Source organism: Micromonospora sp. U21 (genome assembly GCF_018070045.1).
In the GTDB taxonomy this organism is placed as follows: domain Bacteria; phylum Actinomycetota; class Actinomycetes; order Mycobacteriales; family Micromonosporaceae; genus Micromonospora.
Window position 1 is genome coordinate 1 of record NZ_JAGPYK010000046.1, and the last position, 23,318, is coordinate 23,318.

Annotated in this window: 21 protein-coding genes; 10 read left to right on the forward strand and 11 right to left on the reverse strand. The window is 70.3% G+C overall.

Annotation, left to right across the window (positions count from 1 at the left end; all coding sequences use genetic code 11):
* Window positions 1–45: 45 nt before the first annotated feature.
* The 6 genes from KBX63_RS32455 to KBX63_RS36570 form a co-directional block, all read right to left on the reverse strand.
* Window positions 46–1,113, reverse strand: coding sequence for a succinate dehydrogenase/fumarate reductase iron-sulfur subunit (locus tag KBX63_RS32455; protein WP_210917957.1), 1,068 nt, complete (start codon window positions 1,111–1,113; stop codon window positions 46–48).
* Window positions 1,110–3,038, reverse strand: a complete 1,929-nt coding sequence (locus KBX63_RS32460; protein ID WP_210917960.1) for a fumarate reductase/succinate dehydrogenase flavoprotein subunit — start codon at window positions 3,036–3,038, stop codon at window positions 1,110–1,112. The genes KBX63_RS32455 and KBX63_RS32460 overlap by 4 nt, the downstream gene beginning before the upstream one ends.
* Before the next feature lie 12 nt (window positions 3,039–3,050).
* The gene (locus tag KBX63_RS32465; RefSeq protein WP_210917963.1) at window positions 3,051–3,857 is read right to left on the reverse strand and encodes a hypothetical protein; all 807 of its coding nucleotides are present in this window, start codon (window positions 3,855–3,857) and stop codon (window positions 3,051–3,053) included.
* A gap of 263 nt (window positions 3,858–4,120) precedes the next feature.
* Window positions 4,121–5,536 (reverse strand): TldD/PmbA family protein, encoded by a 1,416-nt coding sequence (locus tag KBX63_RS32470; RefSeq protein WP_210917965.1) that lies wholly within the window; start codon window positions 5,534–5,536, stop codon window positions 4,121–4,123.
* A 120-nt stretch (window positions 5,537–5,656) separates the two neighbouring features.
* Window positions 5,657–7,093: a TldD/PmbA family protein gene (locus KBX63_RS32475; RefSeq protein WP_210917967.1), complete on the reverse strand. Its 1,437-nt coding sequence runs from the start codon at window positions 7,091–7,093 to the stop codon at window positions 5,657–5,659.
* Window positions 7,094–7,126: 33 nt separating this feature from the next.
* The gene (locus KBX63_RS36570) at window positions 7,127–7,339 is read right to left on the reverse strand and encodes a Uma2 family endonuclease (RefSeq protein WP_307871918.1); all 213 of its coding nucleotides are present in this window, start codon (window positions 7,337–7,339) and stop codon (window positions 7,127–7,129) included.
* Between the two features lie 432 nt (window positions 7,340–7,771).
* Between KBX63_RS36570 and KBX63_RS32485 the strand changes: the two genes are divergently transcribed.
* The 5 genes from KBX63_RS32485 (at window position 7,772) to KBX63_RS32505 (ending at window position 13,787) form a co-directional block, all read left to right on the forward strand.
* Window positions 7,772–8,845: an ABC transporter ATP-binding protein gene (locus KBX63_RS32485; RefSeq protein WP_210918007.1), complete on the forward strand. Its 1,074-nt coding sequence runs from the start codon at window positions 7,772–7,774 to the stop codon at window positions 8,843–8,845.
* The gene (locus tag KBX63_RS32490) at window positions 8,842–9,888 is read left to right on the forward strand and encodes an ABC transporter ATP-binding protein (RefSeq protein WP_247663799.1); all 1,047 of its coding nucleotides are present in this window, start codon (window positions 8,842–8,844) and stop codon (window positions 9,886–9,888) included. The genes KBX63_RS32485 and KBX63_RS32490 overlap by 4 nt, the downstream gene beginning before the upstream one ends.
* Entirely contained in the window at window positions 9,885–10,892 is a 1,008-nt protein-coding gene (locus KBX63_RS32495) for an ABC transporter permease (RefSeq protein WP_210917969.1), read from the forward strand. The genes KBX63_RS32490 and KBX63_RS32495 overlap by 4 nt, the downstream gene beginning before the upstream one ends.
* Before the next feature lie 9 nt (window positions 10,893–10,901).
* Complete coding sequence (locus KBX63_RS32500) at window positions 10,902–11,888, forward strand: ABC transporter permease (RefSeq protein ID WP_210917972.1); 987 nt, start codon at window positions 10,902–10,904, stop codon at window positions 11,886–11,888.
* A gap of 156 nt (window positions 11,889–12,044) precedes the next feature.
* A complete protein-coding gene (locus tag KBX63_RS32505) occupies window positions 12,045–13,787 on the forward strand; it encodes an ABC transporter substrate-binding protein (protein WP_210917974.1) in 1,743 nt (580 codons plus the stop codon).
* Between the two features lie 143 nt (window positions 13,788–13,930).
* Here KBX63_RS32505 and KBX63_RS32510 read toward each other — a convergent pair whose 3' ends face one another.
* On the reverse strand, window positions 13,931–14,674 hold the full coding sequence (locus KBX63_RS32510) for an XRE family transcriptional regulator (RefSeq protein ID WP_247663800.1): 744 nt from the start codon (window positions 14,672–14,674) through the stop codon (window positions 13,931–13,933).
* Window positions 14,675–14,772: 98 nt separating this feature from the next.
* On the opposite strand from KBX63_RS32510, the gene KBX63_RS36575 reads away from it, so the two are divergent.
* A complete protein-coding gene (locus tag KBX63_RS36575) occupies window positions 14,773–14,991 on the forward strand; it encodes a hypothetical protein (protein WP_307871919.1) in 219 nt (72 codons plus the stop codon).
* Entirely contained in the window at window positions 14,981–16,168 is a 1,188-nt protein-coding gene (locus KBX63_RS32515) for a helix-turn-helix domain-containing protein (protein ID WP_307871920.1), read from the forward strand. Before KBX63_RS36575 ends, KBX63_RS32515 begins: the two co-directional genes overlap by 11 nt.
* 58 nt (window positions 16,169–16,226) lie before the next feature.
* On the opposite strand, the gene KBX63_RS32520 is transcribed toward KBX63_RS32515, so the two are convergent.
* Complete coding sequence (locus KBX63_RS32520) at window positions 16,227–17,129, reverse strand: NADP-dependent oxidoreductase (protein WP_210917981.1); 903 nt, start codon at window positions 17,127–17,129, stop codon at window positions 16,227–16,229.
* Window positions 17,130–17,234: 105 nt separating this feature from the next.
* Between KBX63_RS32520 and KBX63_RS32525 the strand changes: the two genes are divergently transcribed.
* A complete protein-coding gene (locus KBX63_RS32525) occupies window positions 17,235–17,633 on the forward strand; it encodes a helix-turn-helix domain-containing protein (RefSeq protein WP_210917982.1) in 399 nt (132 codons plus the stop codon).
* Between the two features lie 145 nt (window positions 17,634–17,778).
* Here the strand turns inward: KBX63_RS32525 and KBX63_RS35740 are convergent, their stop codons facing one another.
* Window positions 17,779–17,991, reverse strand: a complete 213-nt coding sequence (locus KBX63_RS35740) for a DUF1737 domain-containing protein (RefSeq protein WP_210917983.1) — start codon at window positions 17,989–17,991, stop codon at window positions 17,779–17,781.
* Window positions 17,992–18,212: 221 nt separating this feature from the next.
* On the reverse strand, window positions 18,213–19,034 hold the full coding sequence (locus KBX63_RS32535; RefSeq protein WP_210918008.1) for an alpha/beta fold hydrolase: 822 nt from the start codon (window positions 19,032–19,034) through the stop codon (window positions 18,213–18,215).
* A gap of 289 nt (window positions 19,035–19,323) precedes the next feature.
* On the opposite strand from KBX63_RS32535, the gene KBX63_RS32540 reads away from it, so the two are divergent.
* Window positions 19,324–20,103: a hypothetical protein gene (locus tag KBX63_RS32540; protein ID WP_210917984.1), complete on the forward strand. Its 780-nt coding sequence runs from the start codon at window positions 19,324–19,326 to the stop codon at window positions 20,101–20,103.
* Window positions 20,104–20,148: 45 nt separating this feature from the next.
* Here the strand turns inward: KBX63_RS32540 and KBX63_RS32545 are convergent, their stop codons facing one another.
* The gene (locus KBX63_RS32545) at window positions 20,149–22,293 is read right to left on the reverse strand and encodes a prolyl oligopeptidase family serine peptidase (RefSeq protein ID WP_210917985.1); all 2,145 of its coding nucleotides are present in this window, start codon (window positions 22,291–22,293) and stop codon (window positions 20,149–20,151) included.
* 86 nt (window positions 22,294–22,379) lie between these two features.
* On the opposite strand from KBX63_RS32545, the gene mshB reads away from it, so the two are divergent.
* Window positions 22,380–23,306 carry an N-acetyl-1-D-myo-inositol-2-amino-2-deoxy-alpha-D-glucopyranoside deacetylase gene (gene mshB, locus KBX63_RS32550; RefSeq protein WP_210917987.1) on the forward strand — a complete coding sequence of 309 codons (927 nt, stop codon included), beginning with the start codon at window positions 22,380–22,382 and terminating at the stop codon, window positions 23,304–23,306.
* Window positions 23,307–23,318 lie beyond the last annotated feature (12 nt).

Genomic DNA, 23,318 nt, shown 5'->3' on the forward strand with positions numbered 1-23,318 from the left:
GGGGTCACCGGCAAGTGCCGGTGACCCCCGTCCTGGTGGTCGTGCTCAGTGCTTGTCGTCCTGCTCCGGGTGGGCGAAGTTGAGGTGCTCCGGAGGCAGCGGGAAGGTCACGTCGTCACCGAACGGCGACGGCGCGGCGGCCCGGTCGAAGGTGAGCTCGGTCAGCGGCAGCCGGCCCCGGTCGTCGACCGCAGGCGCGGTCGGGTGCGGCACCTCCCGGTGCCAGTTGACGCCGCTCTGCGCCTGCGCCTCGGCCTGCGGGTCGTGCGAACCACCCGCGTGCGAGTGCGTACCGCCCCGGCTCGTACCCGGCGGCGTCGCCGAGCCCTGACGGGCGGTGGTCACGCTGGTCTGGGGCGTCTCGCCCCGGCGGAAGATCTTGCTACCAAGCCACACAAGGGGATCGTACCTGCGGTCGACGACCCGCTCCTTCATGGGGATGATCCCGTTGTCAGTGATCTTGATGTGCTCGGGGCAGACCTCCGTGCAGCACTTGGTGATGTTGCACAAGCCGAGGCCCTGTTCGGCCTGCGCGTACTCCTTGCGGTCGGTCCGGGTGTCCAGCGGGTGCATGTCCAGCTCGGCGGCCCGGATGAAGTACCTCGGCCCGGAGAACGCCTGCTTGTTCTCCTCGTGGTCGCGGATCACGTGGCAGACGGTCTGGCACAGGAAGCACTCGATGCACTTGCGGAACTCCTGCGAGCGCTCGACGTCGACCTGCTGCATCCGGTAGTCGCCCGGGGCCACGTCGGCCGGCGGGGTGAACGCCGGCGTCTCCCGGGCCTTCTCGTAGTTGAACGAGACGTCGGTGACCAGGTCCCGGATCACCGGAAAGGTGCGCAGCGGGGTGACCGTGACGGTCTCCTCGTCACCGAAGGTCGACATCCGGGTCATGCAGCCCAGCCGCGGCTTGCCGTTGATCTCCATGGAGCAGGAGCCGCACTTGCCGGCCTTGCAGTTCCACCGGCACGCCAGGTCGGGCGCGTCGGTGGCCTGCAAGCGGTGGATGACGTCGAGGACGACCTCGCCCTCGTTCACCTCGACCATGTAGTCCTGCAGGTCCCCGCCGGTCTCGTCGCCCCGCCAGATCCGGAACTGACGCTTCGCGCTCATCGGTTGTCCGCCTCTCCAGCGTCGGCGACGAGGGCGTCGAAATCGGCGAGCTCCTCGTCGGTGAGGTACTTGGCCAGCTCCGCCCGGTCGAAGAGGCTGATCAGCTCCGGCCGCATCTTCGGCAGCGGCTTGCGGGTCAGCTGCACGGTGTCACCGTTCAGCGCGCAGACCAGGTTCACCTGCCGCCACTTCGGCTCCATCGCCGGATAGTCCTCCCGGGTGTGCCCGCCGCGCGACTCCTGCCGCTCCAGCGCCGCCTTCGCGGTGCACTCCGAGACCACCAGCATGTTGCGCAGGTCCAGTGCCAGGTGCCACCCGGGGTTGTAGCGCCGGCCGCCGGCCGCGCTCACCTTGGCCACCCGCTCGCGCAGCTCCGCCAGCCGGGCCAGTGCGTCGGCCAGCTCGCCCTCCCGGCGGATGATCCCGACCAGATCCCCCATCACCGCCTGGAGATCCTGCTGCAGGGTGTACGGGTTTTCGCCGGTGTCCCGCTGGAGCGGGGCCAGGGCGGTCTCCACCGCGGCCTCGACCGCGTCCACGGCCACCTTCGGCCGGGCAGCCAGCCCGTCGGCGTAGCTGGCCGCGTGCCCACCTGACCGCTTGCCGAAGACCAGCAGGTCGGACAGGGAGTTGCCGCCCAGCCGGTTTGAGCCGTGCATACCGCCGGAGACCTCACCGGCGGCGAAGAGCCCGCGTACGTGGCCGAAGGCGGCACCGGAGTCCGGGTCCACCTCGACGCCGCCCATCACGTAGTGGCAGGTCGGGCCGACCTCCATCGGCTCGGCGGTGATGTCGACGTCGGCCAGTTCCTTGAACTGGTGGTACATCGAGGGCAGCCGCCGCCGGATCTCGTCGGCCGAGCGCCGGCTGGCAATGTCCAGGAAGACGCCGCCGGCGGGGGAACCCCGGCCGGCCTTGACCTCGCTGTTGATCGCGCGGGCCACCTCGTCGCGCGGCAGCAGCTCCGGCGGACGCCGGTTGTTGTCCGGGTCGGTGTACCAGCGGTCCGCCTCCTCCTCGGTCTCCGCGTACTGCTTGCGGAAGACGTCGGGGACGTAGTCGAACATGAACCGCTTGCCGTCGGAGTTCTTCAGCACGCCGCCGTCGCCGCGTACCGATTCGGTGACCAGGATGCCCTTCACCGAGGGCGGCCAGACCATGCCGGTCGGGTGGAACTGGAGGAACTCCATGTTGATCAGGGTCGCCCCGGCGCGCAGCGCCAGCGCGTGCCCGTCTCCGGTGTACTCCCACGAGTTCGAGGTGACCTTGTAGGAGCGCCCGACGCCGCCGGTCGCCAGCACCACGGCCGGTGCCTCGAAGAGAACGAACTCGCCGGACTCCCGGTAGTAGCCGAACGCGCCGGCGATCCGGTCGCCGTCCAGCAGCAGCTCGGTGATGGTGGTCTCGGAGAACACCTTGATCCGGGCGTCGTACGAGCCGAACTCCCGGTGGTCCTCCTGCTGGAGCGAGACGATCTTCTGCTGGAGGGTGCGGATCAGCTCCAGACCGGTCCGGTCGCCGACGTGCGCCAGCCGGGGGTACTCGTGGCCGCCGAAGTTGCGCTGAGAGATCTTGCCGTCCTTGGTGCGGTCGAACAGCGCACCGTACGTCTCCAGCTCCCAGATCCGCTGCGGCGACTCCTTCGCGTGCAGCTCGGCCATCCGGAAGTTGTTGAGGAACTTGCCGCCGCGCATGGTGTCGCGGAAGTGCACCTGCCAGCTGTCCCGGCTGTTCACGTTGCCCATCGCGGCGGCGGCGCCGCCCTCGGCCATCACCGTGTGCGCCTTGCCGAAGAGCGACTTGGAGATGATCGCGGTCTTCTTGCCGGCGAGCCGGGCCTCGATCGCCGCGCGCAGGCCGGCGCCGCCGGCCCCGATCACGACGACGTCGTAGTGGTGTCGTTCGATTCGCGTGGTAGTGGTCATGTCGGGGGCCCTTTAGTTGATGAACCGCAGGTCGGGGAACCAGTCCGCGGCGATCGCCATGATGTAGAAGTCCGTCAGCGCGAGCGTGCCGAGGGTGATCCAGGCGAGCTGCATGTGCCGGACGTTCAACGCCGAGATGAAGGTCCAGGCCCGGTAGCGCACTGGATGCTTGGAGAAGTGCTTGAGCCGCCCGCCGATGATGTGCCGGCAGGAGTGGCAGGAGATTGTGTACGCCCAGAGCATCACCACGTTGACCAGCAGGACGATGTTGCCCAGCCCGAAGCCGAAGCCCTTCGGCGAGTGGAAGGCGAGGATCGCGTCCCAGGTGTTGATCAGCGAGATGATCGCGGCGGCGTAGAAGAAGTAGCGGTGCAGGTTCTGGCCGAGCAGCGGGAACCGGGTCTCACCGCCGTACTCGGCGTGACCGTCCGGCACGGCGCAGGCCGGCGGGGACAGCCAGAACGACCGGTAGTACGCCTTGCGGTAGTAGTAGCACGTGAGCCGGAACAGCAGCAGGAACGGCAGGGTCAGCGCGGCGTCCGGGATGATCCACCAACCGGGCAGGAACCGGCCGAAGTGCGCGGCGCCCTCGACGCACCGCTCCGTGATGCACGGCGAGTAGAACGGCGTCAGGTAGTGATACTCCGGCACCCAGTAGTTGTTGTGCATGAACACCCGGACCGTCGCGTACGCGACCCAGGCGCTGAGCCCGATCACGGTGATCAGCGGGGCGAACCACCAGCGGTCGGTACGCAACGTCTTCGCCGCGATGGCGGCGCGCGCCCGCGCTCCCCGCGGCCTCGTTGCCGTTGATGTCATTCGAGTCGTCTCCTCGACGGGCCCGTACGGGCGGGCTGATCTTCTCCGGTCGGCACGCGGACCGGCGAACCCGCACCCGCTGCCACGTCATGCGCACACCAACAACCCCGCCGGATCGACCGGCGCAGCTAAGTGACACACGTTACGCCGATCTCTACGAGCCGTCCGCGCAAGGGACCGTCCCGTGTGTCCGACCTGCGGAAAAGCCCTGGTACGCGGGTCATTGACGCGGTTGTTGAGAACGTCACTGTCCGCCCGCCCGCTCAGCCGGAGGCGCCCCCGGTGAAGTGCCAGGACGCCAGTCGCACCGGCGGCGCCGCCCACCAGGCACCGTCCACCCGGTCCGGTTGGCGTACCGGCCGCGCGCCCAGCCCGAGCACCGCGCCCGGCCCGAGCGCCCGCGGGTACGACTCGGTGAACCGCAGATCGCGGACCGCCCGCACGACCGTGCCGTCCTCGACCAGCCACACGCCGTTGCGGGTCAACCCGGTGACGACGAGGCTCTTCGGGTCGAGCACGCGGGTGTACCAGAGGTCGGTGACGAGAAGCCCTCGGCGTACGCCCGCGACCAGCGCGGCGGTGTCCGAGTCGACCACGGCGCCGGCCGCCGCGCCGGTGGTGCTCCGGCCCACCGCGCTGGCCGGGCCGGCCGCCGCACCGGACAGGCGCAGGTTGCGGGCCATCGGCCCCCACGTGGCACCGCCCGCGACCGCGTGCCCGGTGGACTCAGCGCCCGCCTCGCCGGCGGTGCGCCGGTCGTGCGCCACCGCGCGGGTGGTGCCCGCCTCCACCAGGGTCAGCGCCCGCCGGCCGGTGCCCTCGGCGTCGAACGGCAGCCCCGACGCGCCCAGCGGGTCGTCCACCAGGGTCACCGCCCGGTCGAACTGGTCCGCCCCCGGCTCGGCGAAGGACTGCCGCTCGGCGTACCGCTTGCCGTTGAAGCCGTACCAGGAGAAGTTCTGCAGCAGGTCCGCCACGGCGGCCGGCTCGAACACCACCTCGTAGCGCCCCGGCGGCAGCTCGATCGGGTCGGCCGCAGCCTGGGCCTTCGCCGCGGCGTGCCCGCCCAGCTCGGCTCCGTCGATGTCGGACAGCCGGTCGGCGCAGCGCCGGGCCACCCCGTCCGCGCCGGCCTGGCGGGCGATGCCGTCCATCGCCGCCTCCACCGAGCGGCCGTGAGCGGTGTGCCCAGCCGAGTTGGCGAACGCCGACGAGCGGTGCGCGGTGCGGCAGTAGCCAGCCGTGCTGAGACCCCCGGCGGCGGCCACGAACGCGCGGACCCGGTCGGCCCGCTGATCCGGCTCGGCGTGCGCGGTGGCCTCGTCGACGGGCGGGGCGGGCGGCGTGGGCGTGGGCGGGCCCAGCCCTGGCCACGCTGGGTCGGGCGGGCAGAGCCGTGCCGCGGCGAGGGTGCGCTCGACCAGCGCGCCCAGCCCGTCGGCGGTGACGACGCTGCCGCTGCCAGCGGCGGTCCGTCCGTCGACGTGCACCCGCAGCCGGATTCCGACGGTCGACTCGGCGACGTTCTGGTGGATGGCCGAGTTGGCGAACCGGGTCAGCGCCAGGTCGGCGCGGGTCACCACCGCCTCGGCCTGCGCGGCCCGGCCGCCGAGGCGCCGGACCAACTCGATGACCTGCCCGGCCAGCTCCAGCTCCGTCGGCTCACTCCTCGCGCTCACGCCGGCACCTCTTCCGTTCGCGACTGCGGGGCTCGCAAACCCGGCTCACTCCTCGCGCTCACGCCGGCACCTCTTCCGTTCGCGACTGCGGGGCTCGCAAACCCGGCTCACTCCTCGCACTCACGCCGACACCCCCACCCGGACGTTGCGGAAGCGCGCCGGCGCGGCCGGATGGCCGGTGTGCCCGGTCTGGCCGGGCTGACCCTTGCCGCAGTTGGGCGTCCCCCAGGGCACCGTCTCGCCGGAGAGCATGTCCATCGAGCGCCAGAAGAGCGGGCCGATGCCGGTGTAGGTGGGGTTGCGCAGCATCCGCCCCCGCCGACCCTTCTTGATCTCCCAGCCGATCTCGCAGCCGAACTGGAAGTTGAGGCGCTTGTCGTCGATCGACCAGGACCGGTTGAGGTCCATCAGCACCCCGTCGTCGGTGGCCGCGATGATCTCGTCCAGGGTGTGCGGGCCGGGTTCCAGGCCCACGTTGGTCATCCGCACCATCGGCAGCCGGGCCCACCCGTCGGCGCGTACGCTGCCGCCGTAGTCGAGGCTGGCCATGGCGGCCGAGTCCCGGCCGGCGAGCACTCCCACCCACCGCCCGTCGCGGACCGCGTCCCGCTTGACCGCCGGGGAGCCCTCGTCGTCGAAGCCGAAGCTGCCCAGCGCGCCCGGGATGGTCGGGTCGATGGTGATGTTCATCAGCTCGGAGCCGTAGCGCAGCGAACCGAGCTGGGCCAGGTCCAGCCAGGACGTGCCGGCGAAGGCGGCCTCCCAGCCGAGGATCCGGTCCAGCTCGATGGCGTGCCCGACCGACTCGTGGATCTGCAGGGCCAACTGCTCGCCGCCGAGGATCAGATCCGTCTCGCCAGCGGGGCAGGGCGGCGCGGTGAGCAGCGCCCGGGACTCCTCGGCGATCTGCGCGGCGTGGGCCGCCAGGTCGAGCGACTCGACCAGCTCCCAACCGGTGGTGCCGTACTGCCCCCGGTAGCTGGGCCAGGAGCGGCGCTGCGTCTCGCCGTCACCGATCGAGGTGGCCGAGATGCCGCCGCCACACTCGCGGATCCGCTGGTCGATCCGGTGGCCCTCGCTGGACACGAACCACTTGGCGGTGTCCCAGATCTGGTAGAGCCCCTCGGCCAGGTCGGCGCCGTGCTCGGCCATCGTGCGGGTCGCGCCGACCAGCAGGTCGCCCTTGTCCGACAGGGGCACCCCGAGCGGATCGATCTGGCAGCCCGAGGCCCAGCTCGCGGTGACCGCCTCGACCGGCACCAGGTCGACCGGCGGGCCGGGCACCCGCGCGCTCGCCGTGGCGATCCGGGCCGCGCGCCGGCCGGCGTCCCGGGCGGCGGCGGCCGAGAGATCGGGTACGGCGTGGAAGCCCCAGCTCGCCCCGACCAGCGCCCGGACGCCGATCCCGATGCTCTCGTCCTGGGTCAGCTCCTCCACGTCGCCGTTGCGCGCGGTCATCGACTCGTAGCGGCGGTGCATCACCCGCGCGTCGGCGTACCGCGCGCCCGCGTCGAGGGCGGCCTGCACAGCGGCGGTGGCCGCGTCGAACTCGGTCATGCGACCGACCCTAGGCCAGCCCACCGACGTCCGTCAGGCGAGAAGTTCCTCGGGCCGGAGGGTGGCCCGCACCGGCTCGGTCAGCTCGAGCGCCTCGCCAGCCTTGGTCGTAGACCGCTCTACGTAGTGGGCACCCTGCCGTTGATAGAGGTGCAGGGTCAGGATTTCCTGCTCGATGAGCAGGTACCACTCGATTCCTGCGGCGGCGTAGAGGTGCGGCTTCAGCAGCGATCTGCCGCTGCGCATCCGGGCTCCAAGGCCGCTGCCAGGGCACCGACGATCACCTGGTGCCGGACGGCCGGCGGCGGGCCGATGAGCAGTCCGCCGTCGAGGAGTTCGATCCGGCACGCCGTGACACCGAGGGCGAGGTAATCCGACTCGGTCCAGGACAGCGGGTGGCCAAGAATTCCGGCAGGCATCACCTGCCCATTGCAGCTGGCGTCCCGCCACCGACGTCGCACGCGACGTGTGAGCGCGACATGAATGGCCGTGGATGGCGAGGTGAGGGGTGTTCAGGGCCGATGCCGACTCGTTACGCTCGGGCCCGCTGACAGGTGCCGACTTTGTAGCTTATTTTCACCCTCGGGACTTTCCTGTAAGTTCTCTTCGTCACTGAGGGAGGCGGCCGTGGACAGCTCGGATCCGGCGCCGTCCGGGGAGCCGGACGACCGTCCCACCGTGCCGGGGCAGCGTTCCGACCAGGGCGCCTACCTGCGGGTGACCGACCTGCGGGTGCGGTTCGACACCGAGGACGGCGTGGTGCGTGCGGTCGACGGGGTGTCGTTCGCCGTCGAGCGGGGTCGCACCCTCGGCATCGTCGGCGAGTCCGGCTCCGGCAAGAGCGTCACCTCGCTGGCCATCCTCGGCCTGCACGACGCCAAGCGGACGACCATCACCGGCGAGATCTCCGTCGGCGGCCGGCAGGTGGTGGGCCTCGGAGACGAGGAGGTGCGCCGGCTGCGCGGCCGCGACATGGCGATGATCTTCCAGGACCCGCTCTCCGCGCTGCACCCGTACTACACGGTCGGCCGGCAGATCGCCGAGGCGTACCGGGTGCACCACCCGGAGGTCAGCCGGCGAGAGGCCCGCCAGCGGGCGGTGGACATGCTGGACCGGGTCGGCATCCCGCAGCCGGTGCGCCGCTTCGACCAGTACCCGCACGAGTTCTCCGGCGGCATGCGCCAGCGGGCGATGATCGCCATGGCGCTGGTCAACGACCCGGCCCTGCTGATCGCCGACGAGCCGACCACCGCGCTGGACGTCACCGTGCAGGCGCAGATCCTGGACCTGCTCGCCGACCTTCAGGCCGAGTTCCACTCCGCGATCATCCTGATCACGCACGACCTCGGCGTGGTCGGCCAGGTCGCCGACGAGGTGCTGGTGATGTACGGCGGTCGAGCCGTGGAGCGGGGCAGCGTCGAGCAGGTGCTCCGCTCGCCGCAGCACCCGTACACCTGGGGGTTGCTCTCCAGCGTGCCGTCGCTGCACGGCGACGCGGACGCGGACCTCCTGCCGATTCGGGGCAACCCGCCCAGCCTGATCAACCTGCCGTCCGGCTGCGCCTTCCACCCGCGCTGCCGGTACGCGGAGCGCCCCGGCGGCCGGGCCCGCACCGAGGTGCCCGAGCTGCGCCCGGCGGGCGCAGCCGGCGAAGCCGGCACGAACGGCCACCTGGTCGCCTGCCACCTGACCGCCGAGGAGCGCACCACGCTCTACGCCGAGGACATCGCATCCGTGGGGGTGGCCCGATGAGCGATCAGCCGCTGCTGCGGGTACGCGGCCTGACGAAGCACTTCCCGGTACGCCAGGGGTTGCGCGCCACCGGTCTGGTGCAGGCGGTGGACGGGCTCGACTTCGACGTGCGCCCGGGCGAGACGCTCGGCCTGGTGGGGGAGTCCGGCTGCGGCAAGACCACCACCGGTCGAATGCTGGTGCGGCTGCTGGAGCCGACCGCCGGCAGCATCGAGTTCGCCGGGCGGGACATCACGCACGCCGGCCGGCGCGAGCTGCGTCCGCTGCGCCAGGACCTTCAGATCATCTTCCAGGACCCGTACGCCTCCCTGAACCCCCGGCACACCGTGGGCCGCATCGTGGCGATGCCCCTGCAGGTCAACGGGATCAAGCCGCCGGGCGGGATCAAGGCCCGGGTGCAGGAGCTGCTGGAACTGGTCGGGCTGAACCCGGAGCACTACAACCGGTACCCGCACGAGTTCTCCGGTGGCCAGCGCCAGCGCATCGGCATCGCCCGGGCGCTGGCCCTGCGGCCCAAACTGATCGTCGCCGACGAGCCGGTCTCCGCGCTGGACGTCTCGATCCAGGCGCAGGTGGTCAACCTGCTGCGGGACCTGCAACGGGACCTCGGCCTGGCGTTCGTTTTCATCGCCCACGACCTGGCCGTGGTCCGGCACTTCTGTCAGCGGGTCGCGGTGATGTACCTGGGGCGGATCGTGGAGATCGGTGACCGGGCGGACATCTACGAGCGCCCGCAGCACCCGTACACCCGGGCGTTGCTCTCGGCGATCCCGGACGTCACCCGGCTCGGCCCCGGCGGCCGGATCCGGTTGACCGGCGACGTGCCCACCCCGCTCGACCCGCCGTCGGGCTGCCGGTTCCGCACCCGGTGCTGGAAGGCGCAGGACATCTGCGCCACCCAGGAGCCGGCGCTGGTGCCGCGCGACGGCGGCAACCAGGCCACCGCGTGTCACTTCCCGGAAGCCGTGGGCGCGAGCCCGGAAGCGGAAGGGGCACCCGGAGGGGATGCTGCAGGCGCGATCGTCGAGGAGGTGTCGCCGTGAGCCTGTCCCCGGTGGAGGGTGTGGCGCTGGCCGACATCGAGTCCAGCGTGGACGCGGGCGGGCCCGCGGTGAAGGGTGTCGTCGGTCGCTCGCCCGGCCAGCTCGCCTGGCTCCGGCTGCGGCGCGACCGGACGGCCATGGTCAGCGGGATGCTGCTGATCTTCTTCATGCTGCTGGGGCTCGCCGCTCCGCTGATCGAGATGGTCTACGGGATCGGCCCACGTGAGCAGTTCCAGAACCTGCTCGACGGCTTCGGCATGCCGCTGGGCTACGCCGGCGGCGTCACCGGGGAGCACTGGTTCGGCCTGGAGCCGAACCTGGGTCGGGACATCTTCATCCGGTTGATCTACGGCTTACGGACCTCGCTGTTCATCGCGTTCGCTGCGGCCCTGATCACCGCGACGATCGGCATCGTGCTCGGCGCGCTCGCCGGCTACCTGGGTGGCTGGCTCGACGCGGTGGTCACCTGGATCACCGACCTGACCCTGGCCATGCCGTTCCTGATCATCGCGTTGGCGCTCACCCCCACCCTGGCGCTGCGCTTCTACGGCGAGCGGGGGCAGGTGTCCGCCGCCTTCGGGGTGGGTGTGCTGATCGCCGTCTTCGCCATCTTCGGCTGGACCAGCACCGCTCGGCTGGTGCGCGGGCAGGTGATCGCGCTGCGCGAGCGTGAGTTCGTGGAGGCGGCCAAGGCCAGCGGCGCCGGGCTGGGGCACATTGTCTTCCGGCAGTTGCTGCCGAACATCTGGGCGCCGATCCTGGTCTCGTTCTCGCTGGCGGTGCCGCAATTCATCACCAGCGAGGCCGCGCTCTCGTTCATCGGTGTCGGCCTCAGCGACGAGACCCCGAGCTTCGGCCGGATGATCTACGACAGTCTGGACTTCCTCCAGACCGACCCGGCGTACGTGTTCTTCCCGGGCATCATGATCTTCGCTCTGGTGTTCGCCTTCAACCTCTTCGGCGACGCGTTGCGTGACGCGCTCGACCCGAAGTCGTCCCGGTAGGGGTTTCCCATGGCGCGATTCCTGATCAAGCGGCTCTTCTCGGCCACGCTGACGCTCTTCGCGGTGAGCGTGCTGACCTTCCTGATGTTCTTCGCCCTGCCGCGTGACCCGGTCACCGGCATGTGCCCGAAGAACTGCAATCCGGAGCGGCTGGAGCGGGTCCGGACCGAGTTGGGCCTCAACGACCCGCTGATCAGCCAGTACGCCGGCTACATGAAGGGCATCGTGGCCGGGCGGGACCTGGGCAGCGCCCAGGGCGGCCGGTGTGACGCGCCCTGCCTGGGCTGGTCGTACGTCACCAACGAGGCGGTCTCGGACACCATCGCCCGGGTGCTGCCGGTGACGCTGAGCATCGTGATCCCGGCGGCCATCCTCTGGCTGCTGCTCGGGGTGGGTCTGGGCATGGTCTCGGCGCTGCGGCGGGGCACCTGGCTGGACCGGATGGCGATCGGCTTCTCGCTGACCGGCGCCTCGTTGCAGCTCTACTTCGTGGGCGCGGTGCTGCTGCTGGTGTTCGTCTACAACCTGCGGTTGCTGCCGGTGCCGAGCTACACCTCGATCTTCGACAGTCCGGCGAAGTGGGCCAGTGGGTTGGTGCTGGCCTGGGTCGCGCTCGCCTTCCTCTTCTCGGCCATCTACGCCCGACTGTCCCGGGCGCAGATGCTGGAGACGCTGTCGGAGGACTTCGTCCGTACCGCGCGGGCCAAGGGCCTGGCCAAACGCACGGTGTACGGGCGACACGCGCTGCGCGCGGCGATCACGCCGGTGATCACGATCGCCGGCCTGGACGTCGGCGGCGCGCTCGGTGGCACCGTCATCACCGAGACCACCTTCGGCATTCAGGGGCTGGGTCGCACGGCGGTGGACGCGGTGCGCTCCGGCGACCTGCCCACCATCATGGCCACCGTGCTGATCGCGGCCGTCTTCGTGGTGCTGGCGAACGTGCTGGTGGACCTGCTCTACGCGGCCATCGACCCGCGGGTCCGGCTGCGCTGAACCAGCGGCCGACCGGGGTGTCGACCACCCCGGGTCAGCGGCGAAATTTATCGACAACTGTTACACAATTCGTAGGTTTTCTTCTTTACGATCCTCGAGACGTCGGCGGTTCTCGCCCCGACGGACCGCACGGCACATTGATGAAGGAGGTACTTCATGCGACCACGCGTGGCGGCCGCCGCAGGCGGCGCGATCGCTCTGGTTGTGGCATTGGGTGCGTGCTCGGAGAACACGGGCGAGGGCACCACGGTGGACACCACCCGGCAGCAGACCGGGGTCATCGCGACCGACCCGAAGGACTCCCAGGGCCCGGCGGCAGAGGTGAGCGGCGCCCAGAAAGGCGGCACGTTCACCATCATCCGGGAGACGCCCATCTCCCACCTGGACCCGCAGCGGACGTACTCGTTCGCCGGTCTGATGGCGAATCCGCTCTTCGCCCGCTACCTGACCACCTGGAAGGACGACGGCAAGGGCGGCCTGGTTCTCGTCGGCGACCTGGCCGAGACGCCGGGCACCAACGTCAACTCCGACTGCAAGGTCTGGGAATTCAAGATCAAGGATGGGGTGAAGTTCGAGGACGGTCGCCCGATCACCTCCAAGGAGATCGCGTACGGCATCGCCCGCTCGTTCGACCCGGACCTCTCCGGCGGCCCGACATACATCCAGGAGTGGCTGGCCGACACCCCGCAGTTCGACACCAAGTGGGACTTCAAGAAGAACAAAACGTCGCTGCCGCCCGGGTTGACCACGCCGGACGACAAGACGCTGCGCTTCGAGTTCGCCAAGCCCCGCTGTGACCTGCCGTTCGCGGTCTCGCTGCCGACCACCGCGCCGCTCCCCGCGGACAAGGACACCGGCGTCGACCTGGACAAGCAGCCGTTCTCGTCCGGCCCATACAAGATCGCCAAGAACCAGACCGGCGTACAGCTCACCCTGGACCGCAACCCCAACTGGGACGCGAAGACCGACCCGGTGCGGCACCAGTATCCGGACCAGTTCGTGTGGAGCTTCGGCCCGACGGCGGACGCCGCCAACAACCGGGTGATCGCCGACAACGGCGCCGACCAGAGCGCGCTCGCCTTCAACGCCGTGCCCGCCTCGCTGGTCGCCAAGGTGGCCGGGGACGCGGCGCTGAAGTCCCGCACCATCCTCTCGCCGACGCCGAGCGCCAACCAGCTCGTGATCAACAACCAGCGGGTCAAGGACCTGAAGGTCCGCCAGGCGCTCAACTACGCCATCGACCGGGAGGGGATGGTCAAGGCGCTCGGCGGTCAGACCGTCGCCGCACCGCTGACCACGCTGATGCCGCCGGCCACCATCGGCTACAAGGCGTACGAGGCGTACCCGGCGGGCCCCAACGGCAACGTCGACAAGGCCAAGGAACTGCTCGGTGGGCAGACGCCCGAGCTGGTCCTCGGTGTCGCCGACAACTCGACCGAGCAGCAGCAGGGCGCCCAGCTCAAGGCCAACCTGGAGCGGGCCGGTTTCAAGATCACGCTGCGGAACATCTCGGACGACGCGAAGCTCGACGAGATCAAGAAGAAGGACAACCCCTGGGACCTGTACCTCGGTAACTGGGCGGCCGACTGGCCGAGCGGGGCGTCGATCCTGCCCGTGCTCTACGACGGCCGCACCATCAAGGCCGAGGGCAACAGCAACCAGTCCTACTTCAACGACCCGACGATCAACGCCGAGATGGATCGCATCCTGGCACTGCCCGCGGGCGACCAGGGCCCGGAGTGGGCCAAGCTCGACGAGCGGATCATGAAGGAGCACGCACCGGTGGTGCCGCTCTTCGTCGACGTGGCCTACAACGTGCACGGGTCCAAGGCTGGCGGGGTCTTCATCTCCAGCGTCTTCGGCTACCCGTCGTTCGTGAACGCGCACGTCAAGCCGTAAGTCGCGTCGCAGCCAAGCAGGGTCCCCTCCCGACAGTGTCGTCGGGAGGGGACCCTTGTGTTCCTGCTGAACAGTCAGCGCATGAGCCCGTGTACAACCTTCTGTTGGCTCTACGCTTGTAGTAGACGTGTTGGTGAAGTGCCCTACTCCGGCGAAGTGTTGTACTGGTCGAGCGTGGCCTTGGACGTGGAAGCATCTCGGAAGGTCAGCTCCCACGGGCCGGTGTTGACGTCCATGTCCTTGCCGAATCCGACCCATTTCCCGGCCATCCGTCGGCTGGTCGGCTCCACCAGTAGCTGGATTGCGCCGTGGTACCGGGCTCCCCGGTAGTAGCCGGCGTGATCGGTCTGCTCCACCCAGGTGCCGGTGACCACGGCACCGTCCACGGTGAGATCCAGCGACAGCGACGATGCCGCCGAGCCGGGCAGGCTGCGCACGGTCAGTCGGTCGCCGTGCTGAAGCACGACCACGAAGTGCTGGCCGGCGAATGACTTTCCCCGGCCGCTGGAATGGTATTGGTAGCGGCTGAGCCAGACGCCCTCGTACGACCCGTGGACCGCGAGCGGCTTCGGCGTTGGCGTAGCCAGGCTGGACATGGGTGAGGTCAGGTCGTGACCACCGTGTTGGTCATCGACGACATGGCCGTCGGGTATCGCGGCGAAGCCGAGCAGCGAGACCGGCAGGCCGGTGACGACCTCCAAGGCGCGGGCGTACACGGGCCGCGGTGCGGCTATCGCGCCAGACTCCCAGCGCTGGATGAGTCTCTTGTTGGCGTCGTTGGGCTCGCCGACGCGACGGCCAGCGGCTTGGAGCGCGCGGGCGAAGTCGTCCTGGCTCATGCGCATCCCGGTGCGGACCGCGCGTAGGGCGGTGTTCGGGGCATTCATGTTCGCCACAATAGCGATGTGTCGCCTCAATGTCGCCATGAATGTGCTCGGAATGTCGCACTCTGTGCCGTCGCGAATGGCGACAGCTCGGCGGCATTGTGGACAGCACGCGACGGCTGAGCCTGCCGATGCGCCGCAGCAGCGGAGGTGATGATGCCAATTCTGACGACAAGCCGGTCAGTCAGGGCGAGCAGCTCGACGCCGTCGAACGGGAGACAGCCAAGCGCCGGTTGCTCGCGCAGGCCGAGGCGGAGCGGATACCGGTGGAGGAGACGACTCGGGCACTGCCGGATCGGCGGTGGCGTGGTGAGCGGTGATCCGGTGCCGATCGGTCGGCGGGTGGCCTACCTGCGGGTGCGGCGGAGGTTGTCGCAGCAGTCGTTCGCGGATCGGTTGGGCAAGTCGAAGAGTTGGGTGGACAAAATCGAACGCGGGGTCCGTTCCCTGGAGCGGGTGTCGACCATCCGGGAAATCGCGGCGGTGCTGAGGGTTGACGCCGCAGCGCTGCTCGGTCGTGATGTCCAGCCTGCCGGGGTGGCCGAGCGTCGCGAGGGCGTCGCGCGGATTCGGGCGGCGCTGTCGGCGTACGAGATGGCTTTTGGTCGCCCGACGGGCCGGGAGGTGATGTCGCCCGATCGGTTGGCTCGGGAGGTGCGGCACGCGTGGATGACCTTCCAGCATGCCCGGTATCCGCGTCTGGTCGAGCTGCTGCCCGCGTTGGTGACCGAGGTTCATCGCGCCCATGCGCAGAACCCGGAGACCGGGCGGGCAGCGGTGGTGGAGGCGTATCGGGTGACGGCCGGGCTGCTGGTCAAGCTGGACGAGGGGAGCCTCGCCTGGTTGGCCGCTGACCGGGCGATGTCCGCCGCCGCCGGTGACCCGGTGCTGCTGGCCTGCGCGGCGGTGCAGCTGGGCCAGGTGCTGCGGGCATCCGCGCGGGCACGACCGGTGATGCTGGCCGCCGCCTCCCAAATCGGCCCGTCCGATCCGGGCGCTGGCACGCCGCAGGAATTGTCGCTGCGCGGATCGCTGCTCGTGCAGGCCGCCCTGATCGCGGCCAGGGCGGGTGACGACCGGATGGTCGAAAATCTGCTGGACGAGGCCGTCGAGCTGGCCGCTCGGGTGGGCGACGGGCACGACCATCACCGGACAGCGTTCGGGCCGACGGCCGTCGAGCTGGCGCGGGTCGCCGCCGCAGTAGAGCTGGGCGACGGGCCGCAGGCGGTCGCCCGGCACGAGGAGGCGATCGGGCGGGACGGGTGGCGGTGGCTGCCGGTCGAGCACCGCGCCGCGCATCTGATCGACGCGGCGCGCGCCTACCTCCAGACGAGCGACCCCGCCAACGCGGCCCGGGTCCTGTTACGGGCCCACAGCATCGCACCCGCCGAGATCCGCCACCGGCCAGCGGCACGGGACGTGGTCGCCCAGGTCGCCCGTGAACCGGACGCCCCACCGACGATCACCCCACTCGCCATCAACCTCGGGTTGTTGTGAGCATGGTCGTGCGCGAGCGGCATGCTCGCGGTGGAATGAGCCGAGCTTTCGCTGCGAATCAGGGGACGATCACCACGCCGCCGCGCACGCCGCCTCGGGCCAGCCTGTCGTGGGCGGCCGCCGCGTCGGCGAAGGGGTACACGTCGGCAACCCGGAGCGGGATGTCGCCGCTGGTGACGAGTTTGACCAGTTCCCCCAGCCGGGATCCGTCCGGTAGCACCTCCAGCGCGAAGGTCCGGATTCCGCGCACCGGCTCCGGGCGAAGTGGGGGTGACGCGGCCACGTAGCCGCCGCCATCCCGAATGAGGTCCAGCAGCGAGGAGCCGATCACCGCCAGGTCGACGACCGCGTCGAACGTCCCCGTCGGATCGTCGGTGCGCGACAGGAACGCCGCGCCCAGCGACTCGACGAACTCGCGGTCGTTGGCTCCGGCGAGTCCCGTGGCGTGCAGACCGGTCGCTCGGGCCAGCGCCAGAACGAACCCACCGACCTGCCCGGCGGCGCCGGTGACGAGCACGGTGGAACCCGCCGGGAGCGCGAGCAGGTCGAGTGCCTGGGCGGCGGCGAGGCCGTTGGTCGGCAGGGTCGCCGCCTCGGGGGCGGGGACGCCGGCGGGCGCGGAGGTCAGCCAGGCGGCGTCGAGGACTACGTACTCGGCGTGGGCGCCGGCCGTGGTTTGCAACCATGGCGAGAAGCCGATGACCTCGTCGCCGATCGTGAACTCGTCGACCGACGGGCCGACCGCGTCGACGCTGCCGGCAACGTCCCAACCGGGCGTGTACGGCAGACCGGTCGGCAACGGGGCGGGGAACCGACCGGAGCGGACCATCAGATCGACCGGATGGACAACCGACGCCGCGACCCGCGCCCGCACCTGCCCCGGCCCGGGCTCGGGCACCGGCACCTCGGCCACGTGCAGGACCTCCGGCCCTCCGAACTGTGCATAGCTGACTGCGCGCATCGCCGTCTCCTTCGTGGGATTTCGTGATCACCACGACCGTACGAATCGCCGGCACTGTGAGAAAGTAGGTACCTTAAAGTGCCTAGGGCACCAAAGGAGGGAAGAATGGCGACGTCGACCGCAGCGCAACGCCGCGAACAGGCCAAACGCGACTACGACGCGTTCCTTGAACAGTGCCCGACCCGTGAGCTGCTGAGCAGGCTCACCGACAAGTGGGTCGCCCTGGTGATCCCAGCGCTCGTCGACGGCCCGCAGCGGCACGGCGAACTCGCCCAGCGCATCGCCGGCGTCAGCCAGAAGATGCTCACCCAGACCCTGCGCACCCTGGAGCGCGACGGCCTGGTCACCCGCACGGTCACTGCCTCGGTACCGGTCCGCGTCGACTACGAGCTCACCCCGCTCGGCCATGAACTGTTCCCGGTCATGATCGCGATCAAGGACTGGGCGGAGACGCACATGGACCGCGTCTTCGAAGCCCGGACCCAATACGACGCACGCCCCTGAGAACCTGCGACGTCGATTACGTCAGAGTCCGTCACAATCCGTCGTGGAGCGTTGGTGATCGTCAGCTTGCCGCAGCGGGCCAGGTGCTGCGGACATGACGGTTCACCCCAGATGGGTACGGAGGAAGTCGAGTTCCAGGGCGGCTCTACCTGGCGCTTCCCACGGGTGCCTCGGAGCCGACGGGGCGCGGCAGCACCAACGCTTGAGCGGCGATGACGCGTTCGCCGTCGAACGTCAGCGCAGGAGACCCATGCAGCTGATAGCCCTGATCGAGAAGCCCGCTGACGCGGGCGCAGAATTCGGCATCGTCGGGTCCGGTGATGAGGCGGTAGCCGAGCGGCTTCGTGAAATCCGACACCGCTGCATTGTCCCCGCTCGGATGCCCCCCCCGCTTCGTCCAAGGTCACGCTCGATCCTGGATCGAGTGGCTAACTGGCACCGGAATACCACTCGATCCTGGATCGAGCGCGATCTTGGGAGTGCAGGCGACGTGTACGTCGGCTAGATGACGGCGGCACCGCTCGTGTGGCGCGCGCTCTGTGCCAACAGGCGGCGGACTGGCCGAGCCGTCCCCTGCCGTCAGGAACGACCAATGGAGCGATCGAGAAAATCGTGAATCATCGGCGCAGCGATGTCGAGCTTGTCCTCCAGCACAAAGTGGCCGGTGTCGAGCAGATGGAACTCGGCCGACGGCAGGTCGCGCCGATAGGGGTGGGCGCCATCGGGCGGGAAAATGGAGTCGTTCTGGCCCCAGATGACCAGCGTCGGTGGCTGGTGGTCGCGGAAGAAGGCCTGGAATTCCGGGTACAGCGTGACGTTGCTGCCGTAGTCGTAGAACAGGTCCAGCTGGATGTCCGCGTTGCCGGGGCGGGAGAGCTGCGTGTCGTCGTGGGTCCACATGTCGGGGTCGAGCCGGGTGAGGTCGTGCACCCCCTGCGTGTACTGCAACTTCACCGTCTCGGGCTTGAGAATGAACGCGATGGCCTGGCGGTGCTCGTCGGTCTTCTCCGCCCAGTAGGCCTTGATCGGATCCCAGAACTCGCTCAGGCCCTCTTCGTACGCGTTGCCGTTCTGCACGATGAGCGCACTGACCCGCTCGGGCCCCTTGAGAGCCAGTCGGTATGCGGTCGGTGCTCCGTAGTCGAAGCAGTAGAGCGCGCAGCGATCCACGCCGAGCTGGCCGATCAGACCGTCCATCAGGTCGGCGAAGTTGGCGAATGTGTAGTCGAATGTCGACCGGTCCGGGCTGGCGCTGTGGCCGAAATTCGGGAAGTCCGGCGCGATCACCCGGTAGCGGTCCGCGAGCAGGGGGATCAGGTGCCGGAACTGCGAGGACGACGTGGGAAATCCGTGCAGCAGCAGGACTGCGGGGCCATCGACCGGCCCGGCCTCGCGGTAGATGGGTACCGAGGAAGTCGAGCTTCAGGGGCAGCAGCCGCTCGGCGGTGCCGTTCGCGGCCAGGCGCGTAGGCCCGGGCAACGGCAGCCCTATCGACAACGCCGTCGGGAGGGGCCCTTCCGTTTCTGCTGGACAGGTCACTGGTGCACCTAGGGGCGGTGACCGCACGCAGCAGGCTCAGCGTCGGCACATCGGCGCCGAAGTCGTCGAGCGGGCACACTGGTGGGGTGCGAGGGCGTCAAGGGGGCTTCGATGCGCTGTGACAGGTGGAACGGTGCCGTTCTGAGCACGGTGGCGGTCCTGGCCGCGATGCTGTTCACCGGCTGCGACGCGGGCGGGCAGAGCGAGCCGCAGCGGATCGACGGGTCGATGAGAGAGGTGCTCAAGGAGTACCAGCCCCGCTTCGAGCAACGGCGCGCGGCGCTCGCCGCCGCGGTGGCGAAGGTTCCAAAGAAGGGCGTCGGCAAGGCATCGTGCGCCCGGACGCTGGACCCGCGGCCGGAGTTCATCTGGTTCGACCACACCAGCCGAGTCCTGGACAGCTACAACAGCCCGGACAAGGGCGGAAACGTCGACATCGCGGCGACGATCGAGGCCGGAGCGCCGGAGCGGATAGTGGACAATCCCGGGTCGACCCTCAGCAGGTTCGCCGTGCCGCCGGGCTGGCTCGTCCGCGGCCTGTGGATTACCGGCCTGCAGGGACCATTCGGCACCAACGAATTCAAGGTGACCAGCCAGTACGGCTACGAGCCATACCTCGGGGTCGAGAAAGACCCGGTCCAGAGGCTTCGGAAAATCCTCGACCTCGGGCTGCACAAGCGCTACATGCTGCTGTACCGCGTGACGACCTTCACCTTCCCCGACGCTGAGGGCCGGGACATTGTGCGGGCCGACGTGTTCCTCGCCGACCTGGAAAAGGGCGACCTGCCCTGCCAGTTGGTCGCGGACGGCCATCGCTACGACACGAGGGGTGGACCGGTGGGCTGGGTCTCACTCACCCCGTACGAAGACATGCAGATCACTTTCCAAATCGACATCAGCGACAAGCTGAGGTCCCTGACCCGCCCTTGACTGACGATCAGTCGGACAAGGCCACGCGATGGCATCGACGACTGATCACCGTAGGTGGGTGCGGAGGAAGTCGAGCTCCAGGGGAAGCAGTCGCTCGGCGGTGCCGTTCGCGGCCAGGTGGGTGGCCCCGGTCAGCGGCAGCACGGCGTGTGGCCGGCCGGTGCTCAGCAGGGCGGCGGAGAGCCGGAGCGTGTGCGCGGCCACCACATTGTCGTCGGCCATGCCGTGCACCAGCAGCAACGGGCGGGCCTGGTCCGGGCTGGTGACCGGCTCGGCGGCCAACTCGACGAGCGAATGGTGCGCGTAGATGTCCTGGCCGTCTTCCGGCAACCCCAGATAACGCTCGGTGTACGCGGTGTCGTACAGCGCCCAGTCGGTCACCGGGGCGCCCGCGATCCCGCAGCGGAACAGCTCCGGGTGGCGCAGCACCGCCAACCCGGCCAGCCACCCGCCGAACGACCAACCGCGCACCCCCACCCGGCCCAGGTCCAGGTCTGGGTGCTTGCCGGCGAGCGCGGTCAGCGCGTCGATCTGGTCGGTCAGGATCACGTCGGCGACCCGCCGGTGGATCGCCTTCTCGAACGACGGCGCCACGCCCGGCGTACCCCGATTGTCGATGGTGACCACCGCGAACCCGGCGTCGGCCCACCACTGCCGTTCCAGCCACGCGGCCCGCGCCGCCACGACCTCCTGGTGCCCCGGGCCGCCGTAGATGTCCAGCAGCACCGGCAGCCGCCGGCCCGTCACGTGGTTGTCCGGGTAGAGCACCGCCGCCGGCAGCCGCCGGTCGGTCACCCGCTCCAGCAGCGGCAACGGGGAGTAAGGCGGGGCGGCGGCGAACGAGCGCAGTTCGGCGATCTCCTGATTGCCACGGCGCACCGTCCAGCGCACCCCGGCGTGATCCAGCGACGCGACGCCGACGGCCAGCACGTCCCCGCCCACCGCGGCGGTGTACCAGCCGGAGTCGGTGGTGAGCCGACGCGCGTCCACCCCACCGCCGATGGTGGTGCGGACCCGGAACAGGTGCCGCTCGCTCGGCTCGCCATCGCTCGCCTCCACCAGCAGGTCGGCCGGGCCGGTGGCGGCCGGCAGCCGACCCACCACCCGTCGTACGTACAGCGACGGCGGGGTGAGCAGGGTGCCGTCCGCGAACAGGCACCGGGCGTCGTACCCGTCGTGGGCCAGCTCCCCACCGACCAGCACCCGGCCGTCCGGCAGGTGGGCCGGGGTGCCGGCGATCGGCTCGACCCAGCGCGGATCGGCCAGCTCGGCGTGCACCTGCGTCTCACCCGTCCGCGGGTCCACCGCCAGCACCAGCCCGTGCTGCTGCGAGCGGCGCAGCACGGTGATCAGCGGGCTGCCCTCGGCCCAGCTGACCCCGGTCAGGTACGGGTAGGTCTCCCGGTCCCAGTGCACGTCGACCCAGCCGTCGTCCAGGTCCAGCAGGTGCAGGCTGACCTCGGCGTTCGGCCCACCCGCCCGGGGGTACGCGACGGCGGTCGGTGTGCTCGCCGGCTCGGCCGGGTCGTGCAGGTGCCAGCGGTCCAGCCGGGACTCGTCGACCCGGGCCGCGAGCACCGAGCCGCCGTCCGGCGCCCACCAGTAGCCCCGGAACCGCCCGAACTCCTCGGCCGCGATGTGCTCGGCCAACCCCCAGCTCACACCGGCGTCCTCGCCGGCCAGCAGGGTGTCGGTGCCGTCGGCGTCGATCACCCGCAGCTCGCCCCGGCGGACGCCCTCGGCCGCGTCGGTCACGTACGCCAGCCGCTGCCCGGTCGGGTCCGGCCGGGGGTCGAGCACCGGCCCGACGGTGGCCACCTCGACCACGTCGCCGTGCACCAGGTCGGCCCGGAACAGCCGGCCGGCGAGCGCGAACACCGCCACCCGACCGGCGGCGTCCAGCGCGTACGAGCCGATGCCAGCGGCGCTGAGCCGCAGCCGCTCACGCAGCGCCCGCTCGCCGGGGGAGAGCGCCCGGGAGTCACCGTCGGCGCCCAGCAGGGTGGCCGGGTCGGCGACCAGCCGCTCCTCGGCGGTGGCCACGTCCAGCAGCCAGAGCGCGTCCGCCGGGTCCTCCGGGCCGCCGGAGCGCAGGAAGATCACGCGGGAGCCGTCCTCCGCCACGGAGACAGCACGCGGCGCGCCGTGGCTGAACCGGCGGGTGCGGGCGGCCAGCTCCGGAAAGTCCACAGCCCAAATCGTAGAGCCGTGCCGGGCGTGATGTGGCCGACCTGGGCGGACGCGTCAGCGGCTGCCGGCCGGAACCGCCAGTTAGAGTGACCGTCGTGACGACGCTGCCCGACCGCCGCCTGCTGCTGGTCCACGCGCACCCCGACGACGAGTCGATCGGCACCGGCGCGACGATGGCGCACTACGCCGCCACCGGTGCGCACGTCACGCTGGTGACCTGCACCCTCGGCGAGGAGGGCGAGATCCACGTACCGGCGCTGGCCCAGCTCGCCGCCGCCGAGGCCGACCAGCTCGGCGGGTACCGGATCGCCGAGCTGGCCGCCGCGTGCGCCGCGCTCGGCGTCACCGACCACCGCTTCCTCGGCGGCGCCGGCCGCTACCGCGACTCGGGGATGATGGGGCTCGCGACCAACGAGAACCCCCGCGCGTTCTGGCAGGCCGACCTGGACGAGGCCGCCGGCCACCTGGTGGAGATCATGCGGGAGGTCCGCCCGCAGGTCCTGATCACGTACGACCCGAACGGCTTCTACGGTCACCCCGACCACATCCAGGCGCACCGGGTGGCGATGCGCGCTGTCGAGCTGGCCGCCGCGGAGGGCTGCGCCCCCGCCAAGGTCTACTGGACGGCCATGCCGCGCAGTGTGCTGGAGGCCGGCATGACGCACTTCGCCGAGTCCTCGGACAACCCGTTCGCCGGCATCGAGGACATCGCCGATCTGCCCTTCGGCACCCCGGACGACCAGATCGCCGCCCGGATGGACGCGACGGACCGGCACACCGCGAAGGAGGCCGCGATGCGGGCGCACGCCACGCAGATCCCGGCCAGCTCCTGGCTCTACTCGATCGCCGGCAACTTCGGAGGCGAGTTCATGGGCGTGGAGTACTTCACGCTCGCGGTCGGCGACAAGGGCCCCGGCGCGGGCCCGTACGGCTGGGAGGACGACCTCTTCGCCGGGCTGCCCGAGGAGAGCGCCCCGGACCGGCTGTCGGTCGCCGGGGCCGGTCTCCGGTGACCCTGCCCGCCG

What these genes read in the sequence shown, in the direction of transcription:
- KBX63_RS32510 (WP_247663800.1), bottom strand. Translation starts at nt 14,674, where the DNA reads ATGAATGCCCCGAACACCGCCCTACGCGCGGTCCGCACCGGGATGCGC.
- KBX63_RS32465 (WP_210917963.1), bottom strand. Translation starts at nt 3,857, where the DNA reads ATGACATCAACGGCAACGAGGCCGCGGGGAGCGCGGGCGCGCGCCGCC.
- KBX63_RS32505 (WP_210917974.1), top strand. Translation starts at nt 12,045, where the DNA reads ATGCGACCACGCGTGGCGGCCGCCGCAGGCGGCGCGATCGCTCTGGTT.
- KBX63_RS32455 (WP_210917957.1), bottom strand. Translation starts at nt 1,113, where the DNA reads ATGAGCGCGAAGCGTCAGTTCCGGATCTGGCGGGGCGACGAGACCGGC.
- KBX63_RS36570 (WP_307871918.1), bottom strand. Translation starts at nt 7,339, where the DNA reads ATGCGCAGCGGCAGATCGCTGCTGAAGCCGCACCTCTACGCCGCCGCA.
- KBX63_RS32525 (WP_210917982.1), top strand. Translation starts at nt 17,235, where the DNA reads ATGGCGACGTCGACCGCAGCGCAACGCCGCGAACAGGCCAAACGCGAC.
- KBX63_RS32500 (WP_210917972.1), top strand. Translation starts at nt 10,902, where the DNA reads ATGGCGCGATTCCTGATCAAGCGGCTCTTCTCGGCCACGCTGACGCTC.
- KBX63_RS32520 (WP_210917981.1), bottom strand. Translation starts at nt 17,129, where the DNA reads ATGCGCGCAGTCAGCTATGCACAGTTCGGAGGGCCGGAGGTCCTGCAC.
- KBX63_RS32475 (WP_210917967.1), bottom strand. Translation starts at nt 7,093, where the DNA reads ATGACCGAGTTCGACGCGGCCACCGCCGCTGTGCAGGCCGCCCTCGAC.
- KBX63_RS32460 (WP_210917960.1), bottom strand. Translation starts at nt 3,038, where the DNA reads ATGACCACTACCACGCGAATCGAACGACACCACTACGACGTCGTCGTG.
- KBX63_RS32490 (WP_247663799.1), top strand. Translation starts at nt 8,842, where the DNA reads ATGAGCGATCAGCCGCTGCTGCGGGTACGCGGCCTGACGAAGCACTTC.